Origin of the sequence: Sphingobacterium sp. MYb388 (assembly GCF_037479535.1) — a bacterium.
GTDB lineage: Bacteria > Bacteroidota > Bacteroidia > Sphingobacteriales > Sphingobacteriaceae > Sphingobacterium > Sphingobacterium anhuiense.
Genome location: NZ_JBBGYV010000001.1, coordinates 357,520 through 370,171, shown reverse-complemented (window position 1 = coordinate 370,171; position 12,652 = coordinate 357,520). Strand labels below are relative to the sequence as shown.

The following is a 12,652-nucleotide window of genomic DNA, read 5'->3' as shown; positions in this document are numbered from 1 at the left end:
TAACAACATGAGTTCCAATAAAAATGACTTCAACAAATAAATTGTTTAATATCTGAGGCAATAATAATTGTAAATAAAACAAATTTATCTAAGTTTGACCAATGGAAAAATTACAAACCTACGACAGCTTATTCCAAAAAGATCTAGCTAAATTTTATGACGCAGAAGAAATCAAAAACATCTTCTATATAGTTATTGAAGATGTTTTAGGACTTTCCAAGATGCAGTACAGTCTGAACAAAGAACTGCCATTATCAGAAGAACAAAGCAGTCGGATTTCAAATATTTTAAAAGATCTGCTGAAACAGAAACCTATACAACACATCTTAAAAAAAGCTGATTTTTTTGGAGAAGTTTTTGAAGTCAATCCTTTTGTTCTAATTCCGCGGTCAGAGACAGAGGAATTAGTTGATCTGATCATCCGCAATCATCGGGATCAGCTACCGTTACGTATTATCGATATTGGAACCGGATCCGGCTGCATACCGATTTCACTTAAAAAGCATTTGCCGGAAGCCCATATTTCTGCATTGGATATTTCTAAAGAAGCTATTGCCACAGCCAAACGTAACGCACTCCGTTTAGATGCACCAATAAATTTTGTGAATGCAGACATCCTAGAATGGGAATATATCTTTCAATCCCAGCAATATGATATTATCGTCAGTAATCCTCCTTATATTACACCAAAAGAAAAAGAGGAAATGCATCCAAATGTATTAGAATTCGAGCCGCATTTAGCTCTTTTTGTGGAAGAAACTGCTCCTTTATTATTTTATGAGACGATAGCTTCTTTTGCCCTGAAGCATTTAACAGCTGAAGGTGACTTATATTTTGAAATTAATCAGTATTATGGGGATGAAACAGTCGATATGTTACGAAAAAAGGGGTTTAAAACAGTGATATTACATCATGATATGCAACAAAATCCAAGAATGATACATGCTAAAAAATAAGGTGATAAAAATTTAATCATTTCATTACCAAATAGTAATAAAATAATTTAAGAATATTCAACTTAAAAGTTGGCACATATCACCTTTTTTTCTACCTTTGCATCACTTTCAAAAACGAAATTTATTTCAAAAAAGGAAGGATTCCGTAGCTCAGCTGGTAGAGCAATACACTTTTAATGTATGGGTCCTGGGTTCGAATCCCAGCGGGATCACCAAAAGCTTCACAGAAATGTGAAGCTTTTTTGCTATTACTGGATTTCAATAGAACCATTCGGATCGTTGCCATCCACTGGAAGCTAAAGATATTATACGGTAATTGTAAAACTGCACCAATTGCATTTCTACCATCGAGAATGTACAACAAATGACCAACAGCTTTTCCCTAGATAAAACTCCATGTTGTACTGTGCCTAAAATATTCCGCACTATATTGCTCCAGTTTTATGTTTTTCACCCCACTTTCCAAGTTCATCAATAATAAGTTTCAATTCATTTCCGATTGGAGTTAATTCATATTCAACGCGCGGAGGGACTTCAGCGTATACCGTTCGTTTCACAATTTTATTTTCCTCCAACTTACGTAGTTGTAAGGTAAGCATACGCTCGGTAATGTTTGGTAAACATTTTTTCAATTCTCCAAATCGGAGTTTTCCGTTAATTAGATAGCAGCAGATCGCCAGTGACCACTGACCGCCAATTATGTTAGAAGCATAAACCTCCAAACATTCATTTGCTAAAGCCTGCTTATTTGCAAAGTTCGTTGAAGTTGCTTTTATTTTTGTCATTACTTACATTTTTTATAGTACCATACAATGAGCATCTAACATACAAAATTAATGCTTCATCCATTACTTTTGTATGAGAATTTTAAAATTAGAAGACATATGAAAACATTAGTAATTGTTATTCATCCCGATGCAGAAAATTCCATAATCAATAAAAGATGGATGGAAGAATTGAAAAAGTATCCTGATCAATATCACATCCATCAATTACACGAAGTTTATCCTACTGAGAAGATCGATGTGCCTGCAGAACAGAAACTGATAGAGCAGTATGATAAAATTGTATTTCAATTTCCGTTTTATTGGTTCAATTGTCCTCCTTTATTTAAGAAGTGGCTGGATGAAGTTCTTATTTATGGGTGGGCATATGGAAGTAAGAGTGGTTACAAAGTATCAGGGAAGAAGATCGCTCTGGCATTATCTATCGGTATAAATGAGGAAGAGTACACTACTAAGGGAAAGTATAAATATACTTTAAAGGAACTGACCCGGCCTTTTGAATTGACTTTTGAATATATAAAAGCCGATTATCAGCCATTCTTTGCTTATTATGGACTTGAACAAAATAGTTCAGAGGAGTGGATTGAAAAGAGTGTTACCCAATATATAAATTTCCTGAATAACCTATAAAAAAATGATTGTGCTGTTTAGTGACATAGCAAAAATGGTTGCATGCATATATAGGCACTGTCTTTCAATTGGTTTAACCCACTAGATCTTTTCAAAAAGAATTTAAGTTCATTCCCGGCCGATTCAACAGAAGAAGCTAATCTTAAAATTAGTTTCTTCTGTTTAATCGATATGAGAATTAGAAGGAAACACGAACTCAATTACACACTGATCTGGTTTAGTATATGCTAGGCAGGGATATTAAAGCTTCCAATATAGATCATGTCGTTGTAATTTCCGAGCGGTTTGTCTATAATCAACTCTGCGTCGGCATAGCATAATATGGCATTCACAGTTGAAATTCCTTTATCAACACATGCCTGATAGATTGCTACTTCTGTTTGATCATTCCATATAGGCAGTTCTTCTATAGCAGCTTGAATACTCATTTTTTTGCGACTAAAGTAAACAGTGATCCAATCTACATCATAATCATACTGTTTGTCAATTGCTTTGCTAAACTGTGAACGAAGATTAAAGTCAGGTGCATTTCTCGCGTAGGTTTCATCAGTTTTAAATCGATTATAATCCTTAATAAATTTACTTTGGTCAAAATATTTATAAAATTGTTCTTCCGTTTTATTTGATGTCCCTGCCCAAATATGGATACGTTGCTCTGCCATTTTATTTCTTATACTTTTAGTAGACTGTAAAGATAGCCTAAATTCCTGAACCTTTATTTGTTCATTTACCCTCTCTAACATGGATCAAGATATCCTTTTTAACGCAGGTAAGTTTTTTTATATTTGCAGTTCAACTAGTGATTCATAACATGTCGACAAAGCAAACAAAAATTGAAAATTTCGATCCATCACAACCTGGCTTACCAGATTCAAGCATATACGGGCTTCCCTTTACAGCTGAAGAAAGTGATATTATTGTTGTACCCGCACCTTGGGAAGTAACTGTAAGTTATGGAAGCGGTGCTAGTAATGGCCCTGATGCTATTTTAAACGCCTCGTTTCAGGTTGATTTACTGCATCAGGAATTTCCTGATTTATGGAAATTAGGAATTTTCATGGATGAAACTCCTGCGCACTGGTCGGAAAACAGTGAAAAATATAAAAGTTTAGCGCAACCGATTATAGAGGCGTTAGAAAATGGTGAAGATATTGAAAATGACGTTACACTAAGAGGGTATTTAGAAGAAATAAATAAAGCTTCCAAACAATTCAATGACGAAGTAAAAGAACGCTCATTGTATTGGATGAATAAAGGTAAGAAAGTAATTCTTTTAGGCGGAGACCATTCTACACCTTTAGGATATTATGAAGCTTTAGCTGAAAACCATGATTCATTTGGAATTTTACATTTCGATGCACACATGGATTTACGTAATGCTTATGAAGGTTTTACCTACTCTCACGCATCAATTATGTTCAACGCGATCAAACTTCCACAATTGGAAAAAATCGTTCAGGTTGGTATTCGCGATTTTAGTGAAGGAGAATTGGAAGCAGTTCAAACTTCAAATAAAGTAAAAGTATTTACTGACACAGATCTAAAAGCAAATAGCTTTGAAGGAAAAATTTGGAAAGATCAATGTGATGAAATTCTAGCACAATTACCGGAAAATGTAGCGGTCAGTTTTGATATTGATGCTTTACAGCGTTGGTACTGTCCAAACACCGGAACACCGGTACCTGGGGGACTGTCTTATGAACAAGCAACTTACTTGTTAAGTCGATTGGCTAATAGCGATAAAAACATTATTGGTATTGATTTAGTTGAAGTTGCTCCCGGAGAAGACGACTGGGATGGTAACGTAGGTGCTAGACTTCTATTTCATTTATGTGGCGTATTTGCAAAAAACAACAAACTTGCTGTAGGATCGAAAATCAATTTTTAATGCAAACTGCATGTACTAACGATATTTAAATAGATCATATCTACTTAAATAATGTTCAAATATTATTAGAGCAGTAGACATTTTACATAATTGCATTTACCAGAAAACACAAAAGCCAATCTTTCGATTGGCTTTTGTTGTTATTAAATAGTGATGGGTCAGTATTTGTATACGTCATATCTCAGAAAATAATTAATTTGTAAATAAATAGAATATTAAAATCAAGGTATGGACAACGCCAAGACTATAGCAACACAAATAATTGAGTTTAATAAACAATTACATTACTCAGGAAATCTTCCAGATGACTTTCGGGTATTAAATCCTTACTTTGAAAACCCGGAGACCTTAATCGTTATGGAAAAGTTTTACAACAAGTATTACGACGACACTGCTCCTAGAAAATTCATTATAGGAATCAATCCTAGCCGTCACGGCGCAGGGGTCACAGGCGTACCATTTACAGACACCAAAAGGTTAGAACACATCTGTGGCATCCCCATGAAATCTGCACATACCCATGAAATATCTTCCGTTTTTCTTTATGACATGATTAAGGAATTTGGTGGTACACAAACTTTTTATCGACAATTTTACATCAATTCACCGTTCCCATTAGCCATTGTCCGCAGAACAAAGGAAAACAAATGGATCAATGCAAACTATTATGATGATAGAAACTTGTTTGCAATGGTTAAGCCATTTATGATCGAATCTCTAAAAAAACACATAAGCTTAGGCCTGGAAACAACTAACGTATTTGTATTGGGAAAAAAGAATGCAACATTTATTGAAAAAATAAATAAAGAGGAACATTTGTTCGAGAATTTAACGATTCTAGATCACCCACGCTACATCCAACAATATAAATCACGAGAAAAAGAGCATTATATAAATAAATATATCGGTGTACTAGGGACTTAGAAGTAAAGTATAAATTTTATTTGGAGTATAGCACTAGAAACTCTATCTTTGCATCACTTTCAAAAAGGGATACACTTCCAATTAAGAAAGGATTCCGTAGCTCAGCTGGTAGAGCAATACACTTTTAATGTATGGGTCCTGGGTTCGAATCCCAGCGGGATCACAAAAAAGCTTCACAAATGTGAGGCTTTTTTTGTTTTTCCTGGATCCGAATAGAAGCATTGGGATGGTTGCTGCTTTTCATTGCGTACATGCGCTAGATGATTATCCGATGTATTAATCCCAGCAGGATCAAGACACCGATCATATCAATACTATATTCTAAAAAAGCACTCAAAATCGCATGTTCCTATAATATCTACCAGCGTTCCTATAATAGTAAATATTTCATTGTCCCAAACCTCTACTTTCGTAGAAAATTTGAAATATGTTAAAACCACTATCTTTTCTATTATTTTTAGTATTAATCACCCATATAGGTATTGCTCAAAAGCGATACAACATATCAGGAACTATAACAGATATATCAACCGGCGAAACACTAATTGGTGCTTCGGTTAAACTTCAGGAATTACCGCAGTCCGGCAGTTTAAGTAATTCATATGGTTTTTACTCAATTGGTGCGACGGAAGGACGTTATGTACTGATAAGTTCTTACATTGGCTATAAGACCTACACAGATACCATCACCGTGGATAAAAATTTTGCTATAAATATCGCATTGCAATCACAAGCAATGCTTGAAGAGGTAGTCATATCTACAAGCAGAAAAAACAACAAAAATATTTCTTCTCCGCAAATGGGTATTGAAAAGCTCAATATGAAGCAAATTAATCAACTACCTGTCGTTCTAGGTGAACAAGATGTGTTAAAAAGCATCACACTCATGCCGGGAATAAAAAGTTCCGGAGAAGGAAATACTGGTTTTTATGTACGGGGTGGAGGTTCGGATCAAAATTTAATTCTATTAGATGAAGCTACTGTTTACAACGCTTCTCATCTATTAGGTTTCTTTTCAACATTCAATTCAGATGCGATCAAAGATGTGAGTATCTACAAAGGTGGTATGCCTGCTGAATATGGCGGAAGATTATCGTCTGTCTTAGACATAAAAATGAATGAAGGGAATAATAAAAAAATAACTTTTCAAGGCGGTATAGGGATGATTGCCTCCCGCATTAAAGTTGAAGGACCTATCGTGAAGGATAAAGGTTCGTTTATGATTTCTGCCCGTCGTACTTATGCGGACCTGTTCCTGAAAGCTTCATCAGATACCACAATAAATAAAAGTACTTTATTTTTTTATGACGTTAACGCAAAAGCAAACTACAGATTCAATGATAATAACGCAATTTACCTTTCAGGCTATTTTGGCAAGGATGTATTGGGTCTTCAGGACATTTTTGGCACTAATTGGGGAAATGCAACAGGTACAGTAAGATTTAATCACGTTTTCAATAGTAAATTATTTTCAAACACTTCATTCATCTACAGCAAATACAACTATGTCATTGAAGGACTCGATCGAGCTGATGGCTTTAAAGCGACTTCAAAAATTACCGACTTAAATTTTAAACAAGATTTCAATTATTATGCAAGTGACAATCATACGTTAAGATTTGGAATCCAAGCAACAAGACACGATATCTCGCCTGGAGATATTACTACCACAGCGAGTTCAAGTTTTAATGACAAGCATGTTGAACATCGGTATGGTTATGAAATGGCAGCGTACTTAAGCGATGAGTGGAAGGTTAACGACAAATTAAGCATGATATACGGTCTACGTCTAAGTTCAATGCTACTTGTCGGTCCTGGAACATTCAGCAAATATGATATGTTAGGCAATACGTTAATGTCAGAAAAGTATAAGACAGGCGAAATTGTTCAAAATTATTTAAATTTAGAACCTCGATTTAGCGTAAGCTATATGTTAGACGATCAGCAATCAATCAAGGCTTCTTATAATAGAAATACACAAAACATTCACCTTTTAACAAACTCAACGAGCGCTAGTCCTACAGATTTATATGTCATGAGCAGCAAAAATATCAAACCAGAAATCGCAGATCAGATTTCTACTGGATATTTTAGAAATTTCAAAGACAATACATACGAATTATCAGTTGAGCTATATTATAAAAATTTACAAAATCAGATCGATTACAAAGATGCAGCACAATTACTAGTCAATCAGGATGTTGAATCACAACTCCTTTACGGTATTGGCAGGGCCTATGGTACTGAGTTATTCCTCAAGAAAAGATATGGAAAATTTAACGGATGGCTTGGCTATACCCTATCTAAAACGGAACGTAAATTTGAAGGAATAAATGACGGAAAATATTATCCAGCAACACACGACCGGACACACGATTTATCTCTAGTTGCTATTTACAAATACAACGAAAAATGGACATTTTCGAGCAATTTCGTTTATGGAACAGGTAAAGCTGTAACCTATCCTACTGGCAAATATAATATTGGAGGTAACACAACTTTCTCTTATTCACAAAGAAACGCTTATCGCCAGCCAGCCACCCATCGTTTAGATTTAGCAGCGACTTTCGAGGGAGAACCTGGTAAATATTTTCAGTCCAGCTGGACCTTTGGTATTTATAATGTGTACGCTAATAAAGATCCATATCGAATAGCGTTTAGAGATAGTAAAAAAATTCTTAATGCAACTGAAGCAGTTCAAACCAGCATATTTGGAGTACCGATTCCTTCCATTACCTGGAATTTTAAATTTTAATCTGAAAATCACAAAACATGAAAAAAACTATATTTTACATCCTGTTGCTAGTGCTATTTATCTTAGCACAGTCATGCGAAAAAGTAATTGATATTCAAGTAAATGACGAAATAGGAAAGCTTGTTATTGAAGCAAGTATTAACAATACAAGTTCACAGCAAGAAATAAAGCTGAGTCGAAACGTATCTTTTTCCGCAGGCAATGATTACCCTTCAGTAACAGGCGCTAAAGTAATCGTCTATGATGATGAAGAAAAAGAATATGTATTTCAAGAAACTATACTGGGAACTTATGTAGCAAAAGATTTTACTGGACAATCCGGAAGAAACTATAGCATGTATATTCAAATAAATGAGAGTAAATTTACTGCAAAATCTAAAATGCCTCAAGTGGTTCTGCTAGATTCTATTATAGCTGAAAAGCCAAAGCTTGGAGACAAAGATACCCGGAATATAAAAGTATTTTACCGCGATCCTAAAGATGACGCTAACCAATATCGTTTTATTCTATTTGTTAACAATAAACAGATTAAAGATGTATATGCCCTAAATGATGATTTTAACAACGGTAATCCGGTTAGTATCACATTAAGACCAAGTGATGATGAGGAGATATATCCAGGAGATCAAATTCGTGTTGAAATGCTTTGCATTGATAAATCGATCTATAATTACTGGTATAGTCTCATGCAACAGTCTTCAGGAGGTGGCATTGCCCCCAGTAACCCGCCAACTAATATAAGTCCAAGTGTATTTGGCTACTTCAGCGCCCAAACTATATCAAGCAAAAGTATAGTTGTTAATTAATGTCAACTCCATCATTACAAAGGAACCATATCGTTGAAAACATATGGTTCCTTTGCATTATTTCATCCTGTTAATAACCTTATCCATCACCTATTAATTGTCTGCTTGTCAATACGCGTTAATAGGTTCTCTTTAAAACTAGCACCCAAAGGCATTTCGAACCCAGCAACAGTTACCCAATGATTATCGACACTTTCAATCTTTTTAAGATTGACCACAAATGATTTATTCACACGTACAAAATCCATACTTGGCAACTTATTTAAGATTGTTTTTATATTCATAGCAACCATTAATTTTTTGTCTTTACTATGTATCATAACATAATCTTTCATTGCCTCGATGTACTGGATCTCGTCTAGTGCAAGACGAAATAATTTTCGGTCAGACTTAACAAAAATATGATCCGTTGGTTGTAAAGCCTGTTTATCATAAGCTTTATATTGAAAATAGCTGATAGCCTTATCCAAAGCTTTTTTTAACCGATCTTCAGCTATAGGTTTTAATAAATAATCTAAGGCATTCAGATCATAGCTTTCTAAAGCATAATTAGGATAGGCTGTTGTAAATATGACTTGAATTGACGGTGGAATTTGCTTTGCAAACTCCAATCCACTCTCCTCTGCTAAATGAATATCTAAAAAAATCAAATCAAGATCTTGCGTTTCCATAATCATGCGGGCATCGTCAGTATTACTATACATACCCATACAATCTAAGAAGTTATATTTTTTTAGTAATTGCACCAATCCCCTTCTTGCAAAAGGCTCATCCTCAATAACAATATACTTAATGCTTAACTGTTCTATATTCATTCGATCCATCTATTGGAATACTTAAAAATACTTTAAAAATATCTTCCCTATCATCTATTGCCAAATTATAACTATTCGGATATAAAATATCTAACCTCTTTCGAATATTACTCAATCCTAAACCTCCGTATTCTTTGACAGATACTTTCTTTTTTTTCGCATTTACACATGTAAAACAAATCTGCTCATTGGCTACAGTAAAATTAATTTTGACATGCAAATCTCCGTCCATAGCCTGATGCGCACCGTGCTTCACAACATTTTCAATAAATGGAATAAATAGAAATGGCGGAATATTAATCGCCTCCATACCTACATCTACGTCAAAATTTACACTAAATTTATCTCTTCGAATTTCCTCTAAAAAGATAATATTTTGAAGTACCTCAATTTCTTTTCCCAGTTCTATTGTATCCCCTTTTGATAAATAAAGCTGATTTCTAAGAATATCACTAAGCTTCAATAATACTTTTGATGCCAATTTAGGATTTTCATAAATGAGAAAATTGATATTATTGAGTGTGTTAAATAAATAATGGGGATTAATCTGACTTTTCAATTGTTCCAATTGACTCAGTAAGGTATTATTTTCAAATTCCTTAAATCGTATTAAATTGATAATCCATATTTTAAACAGCTTAACACTACTTACAGCTGCAATAAAAATTGTAAAAAGTATGATTAATATCACAAAATCTTTTCCATCTAATAAAGATTGATCTGGCTTCTTAATAAACCGCAATTCTTGACTTTCTAAGATCAACATACTTAAGAAAATGATGGTATAAAATGCGAACAAAGTACCTCCATAAGCTAAAAACTTACTTCTCAACATAAACACAGGTATCAAAACATAGTGATTAATATAAAATAAAGCCAAGAGAATAATAATTGAAATACATTTTACCAGTAGATTCCACACCTTCATTTTTTCATCAACTTCTGCAGGCGCATTATTTGGTAAAAAATGAATTCCTATGATTGCTGCTATTAACAAAACATGCCGTATCCAGCGGTATTTACTGTCAATTACGAAATCTATAAAATGGCTATTTTCATAACCGATAATTATTTGTCCATTTCTCATTTAAAAGATTTGCAGATAAGCATTTAATTTATTGCAAAGGTACATTACTCCGAAAGTGATTTTGCGACCTTTTATCATTTATTTTTTTCAAAAGATACGTCTTCATTTAATTGCTATCTATTTGTAATTGTATGTTCTATATGATTCTTCTTTGTATTGAAATTAGATTCAAATAATTCTTAACTTTGTACGTAATGAAAACCCCCTATTTGAATTCTAGGGTAAGTCATGTTTGTTTCGATAGAAAATCTACCTTTTTAATGTATAAGTTGTTAATTTATATATTAAAACATTTGAACACAAACCAATTGATGCAAATGTTGTTACTAAGAAAAACAACATCCATTCGTTGCGCGACACTTTTACTAGGTTTTCTAACTTTTTACAACAAATAACATGGAAAATAAAAAAAACAAAATTACTGTATTATATGTTGACGACGAGGAAAACAATCTCGTTTCTTTCAAAGCAACTTTCCGTTTCAAGTATAAAGTACTTACTGCCATTAGTGGTTCTGAAGCTATCGAAATTGTAAAAAAGAATCACGTCGACATTATAGTTACAGATCAACGGATGCCAGGCATGACGGGTGTACAATTTTTAGAAGAAATCATCAAGATTAATCCAGAACCTATGCGCATTTTACTGACCGGTTATACCGATATGGCCGCAGTTATAGATGCTGTAAACAAAGGGAAAATTTTCCATTATCTAAATAAACCTTGGAGTGAGGAAGAATTAGACGAAACAATAAATCGGGCCTATGATATCTATTCTGAACGAAAAAATCTATTAGAAACATATTCGAAATTGGAAGTATCAAATGAACAATTAGAATTTTTACTTCGTCAAAAATTGCTTTCATAGGTTATACAAAAACCTAAATTCAATAAGTTTTTTTGCTTGGAACAACAATTTTAAAAGTTGTTCCAACTCCAACTTCAGATTCAACATCAACTGTACCCTGTAATTTAAGTAGCGCACTTTTCACGTTATAAAGACCAAATCCCATACCCTCAGCTTGGTCACTTGCTCTAAAAAACAATTTGAAAATATCATTGATATAGTCTGAAGAGATTCCGATCCCGCAATCACTTACTTTAAGCGTTGCATTTCCATCAAAAACATCAACAGATAATTTGACAAATTTATTTTCACAATCCTTTCTTTGATATTTAAAAGAATTAGAAAGAAGATTATGTAAAATTAATTCCAAAACAGTTTTATCGCAAATAAATTCTTCTTTTTGATCAACACTGATTATAAATTCTACATCATTATTCCGAACAGACATATTATAGAATGCTTGAATATCATTAAAAAGTTCTCTGAAATTAATTGTAGATAGCATTAATTCGCCACGCCTCAATAAATAATAATCACGTAAGCTATCGATATATAAATCCAGTCTTGTCAACGAACCATCCATTAATCCCAATAACTCATGAATTTGATCGACCTGATCAAATTTTAACCCAAGTTTAACAGCTGATAGAACTCCAGTAAGTGGATCGCGAAGATCATGACTTACACTGTAAGCAAATTTATCCAGCTCATGATAAGCTTTTTCTAGTTCCTCATTTTTTATATCGAGCATAGAATTGGCTGTATAAAATTTATCAGCCTCTTCGATACAGGAAATCATTTCCTCCTCTATCCATGGTTTACGGACAAAACGGAATATATTTCCTTTATTAACAGCATCAATTACAGTCTCCATATCTGCATAAGCAGTTAATAAGATACGGATAGGTCTTGGAAAATCCCTCTTTATACGATCAAAGAAATCAATTCCTAACTCATTTGGCATGCGCTGATCACAGAATATGATTCTGATTTTAGGATTTTTAATCAATATTTCTTGAGCTTCAACTGTTGAAGAAGCGGTATGTATAACATAGCTATATCTAAAATTGGCTTTAAAACCAAATAAGTTATTTAATTCATCATCAATATATAGTATTTCTATATCTTTTATCATAATCTAATCATATAGCAGTAAATGC

At 33.6% G+C, this 12,652-nt stretch carries 12 protein-coding genes and 2 tRNA genes; 9 read left to right on the top strand and 5 right to left on the bottom strand.

Annotated features, from left to right (window positions below; all coding sequences use genetic code 11):
* Positions 1-101 precede the first annotated feature (101 nt).
* Together prmC and WH188_RS01670 are read left to right on the top strand one after the other, a co-directional pair.
* The gene (gene prmC / locus WH188_RS01675) at positions 102-956 is read left to right on the top strand and encodes a peptide chain release factor N(5)-glutamine methyltransferase (protein ID WP_339423163.1); all 855 of its coding nucleotides are present in this window, start codon (positions 102-104) and stop codon (positions 954-956) included.
* Between the two features lie 139 nt (positions 957-1,095).
* A tRNA-Lys gene (locus WH188_RS01670) sits at positions 1,096-1,171 on the top strand.
* Positions 1,172-1,381: 210 nt separating this feature from the next.
* Here the strand turns inward: WH188_RS01670 and WH188_RS01665 are convergent.
* Positions 1,382-1,741 carry a winged helix-turn-helix transcriptional regulator gene (locus WH188_RS01665; protein WP_183915363.1) on the bottom strand — a complete coding sequence of 120 codons (360 nt, stop codon included), beginning with the start codon at positions 1,739-1,741 and terminating at the stop codon, positions 1,382-1,384.
* A 99-nt stretch (positions 1,742-1,840) separates the two neighbouring features.
* Between WH188_RS01665 and WH188_RS01660 the strand changes: the two genes are divergently transcribed.
* Positions 1,841-2,371 (top strand): NAD(P)H-dependent oxidoreductase, encoded by a 531-nt coding sequence (locus tag WH188_RS01660; RefSeq protein ID WP_183915365.1) that lies wholly within the window; start codon positions 1,841-1,843, stop codon positions 2,369-2,371.
* A 227-nt stretch (positions 2,372-2,598) separates the two neighbouring features.
* Here the strand turns inward: WH188_RS01660 and WH188_RS01655 are convergent, their stop codons facing one another.
* Complete coding sequence (locus WH188_RS01655) at positions 2,599-3,114, bottom strand: immunity 22 family protein (RefSeq protein ID WP_339423162.1); 516 nt, start codon at positions 3,112-3,114, stop codon at positions 2,599-2,601.
* A 68-nt stretch (positions 3,115-3,182) separates the two neighbouring features.
* Here WH188_RS01655 and WH188_RS01650 point away from each other — a divergent pair, with 68 nt between their 5' ends.
* The 5 genes from WH188_RS01650 to WH188_RS01630 all read left to right on the top strand — a co-directional run bounded on the left by WH188_RS01650 (position 3,183) and on the right by WH188_RS01630 (position 8,744).
* A complete protein-coding gene (locus tag WH188_RS01650) occupies positions 3,183-4,259 on the top strand; it encodes an agmatinase family protein (RefSeq protein WP_168128181.1) in 1,077 nt (358 codons plus the stop codon).
* 228 nt (positions 4,260-4,487) lie between these two features.
* Positions 4,488-5,183: an SMUG2 DNA glycosylase family protein gene (locus tag WH188_RS01645; protein ID WP_132843173.1), complete on the top strand. Its 696-nt coding sequence runs from the start codon at positions 4,488-4,490 to the stop codon at positions 5,181-5,183.
* A gap of 90 nt (positions 5,184-5,273) precedes the next feature.
* A tRNA-Lys gene (locus WH188_RS01640) sits at positions 5,274-5,346 on the top strand.
* A 264-nt stretch (positions 5,347-5,610) separates the two neighbouring features.
* A complete protein-coding gene (locus tag WH188_RS01635; protein WP_339423161.1) occupies positions 5,611-7,938 on the top strand; it encodes a TonB-dependent receptor in 2,328 nt (775 codons plus the stop codon).
* Between the two features lie 17 nt (positions 7,939-7,955).
* Positions 7,956-8,744, top strand: coding sequence for a DUF4249 domain-containing protein (locus tag WH188_RS01630; RefSeq protein ID WP_339423160.1), 789 nt, complete (start codon positions 7,956-7,958; stop codon positions 8,742-8,744).
* 86 nt (positions 8,745-8,830) lie between these two features.
* Here the strand turns inward: WH188_RS01630 and WH188_RS01625 are convergent, their stop codons facing one another.
* Positions 8,831-9,559 (bottom strand): LytR/AlgR family response regulator transcription factor, encoded by a 729-nt coding sequence (locus tag WH188_RS01625; RefSeq protein WP_339423159.1) that lies wholly within the window; start codon positions 9,557-9,559, stop codon positions 8,831-8,833.
* Complete coding sequence (locus WH188_RS01620) at positions 9,534-10,646, bottom strand: sensor histidine kinase (RefSeq protein ID WP_339423158.1); 1,113 nt, start codon at positions 10,644-10,646, stop codon at positions 9,534-9,536. The genes WH188_RS01625 and WH188_RS01620 overlap by 26 nt, the downstream gene beginning before the upstream one ends.
* A 396-nt stretch (positions 10,647-11,042) precedes the next feature.
* Here WH188_RS01620 and WH188_RS01615 point away from each other — a divergent pair, with 396 nt between their 5' ends.
* The gene (locus WH188_RS01615; RefSeq protein WP_021189665.1) at positions 11,043-11,513 is read left to right on the top strand and encodes a response regulator; all 471 of its coding nucleotides are present in this window, start codon (positions 11,043-11,045) and stop codon (positions 11,511-11,513) included.
* Between the two features lie 19 nt (positions 11,514-11,532).
* Here the strand turns inward: WH188_RS01615 and WH188_RS01610 are convergent, their stop codons facing one another.
* Positions 11,533-12,627: a sensor histidine kinase gene (locus tag WH188_RS01610; RefSeq protein WP_339423157.1), complete on the bottom strand. Its 1,095-nt coding sequence runs from the start codon at positions 12,625-12,627 to the stop codon at positions 11,533-11,535.
* Positions 12,628-12,652: the final 25 nt, after the last annotated feature.

Coding starts and splice junctions, on each gene's coding strand:
- prmC (WP_339423163.1), top strand. CDS start 102: ATGGAAAAATTACAAACCTACGACAGCTTATTCCAAAAAGATCTAGCT.
- WH188_RS01665 (WP_183915363.1), bottom strand. CDS start 1,741: ATGACAAAAATAAAAGCAACTTCAACGAACTTTGCAAATAAGCAGGCT.
- WH188_RS01660 (WP_183915365.1), top strand. CDS start 1,841: ATGAAAACATTAGTAATTGTTATTCATCCCGATGCAGAAAATTCCATA.
- WH188_RS01655 (WP_339423162.1), bottom strand. CDS start 3,114: ATGTTAGAGAGGGTAAATGAACAAATAAAGGTTCAGGAATTTAGGCTA.
- WH188_RS01650 (WP_168128181.1), top strand. CDS start 3,183: ATGTCGACAAAGCAAACAAAAATTGAAAATTTCGATCCATCACAACCT.
- WH188_RS01645 (WP_132843173.1), top strand. CDS start 4,488: ATGGACAACGCCAAGACTATAGCAACACAAATAATTGAGTTTAATAAA.
- WH188_RS01635 (WP_339423161.1), top strand. CDS start 5,611: ATGTTAAAACCACTATCTTTTCTATTATTTTTAGTATTAATCACCCAT.
- WH188_RS01630 (WP_339423160.1), top strand. CDS start 7,956: ATGAAAAAAACTATATTTTACATCCTGTTGCTAGTGCTATTTATCTTA.
- WH188_RS01625 (WP_339423159.1), bottom strand. CDS start 9,559: ATGAATATAGAACAGTTAAGCATTAAGTATATTGTTATTGAGGATGAG.
- WH188_RS01620 (WP_339423158.1), bottom strand. CDS start 10,646: ATGAGAAATGGACAAATAATTATCGGTTATGAAAATAGCCATTTTATA.
- WH188_RS01615 (WP_021189665.1), top strand. CDS start 11,043: ATGGAAAATAAAAAAAACAAAATTACTGTATTATATGTTGACGACGAG.
- WH188_RS01610 (WP_339423157.1), bottom strand. CDS start 12,627: ATGATAAAAGATATAGAAATACTATATATTGATGATGAATTAAATAAC.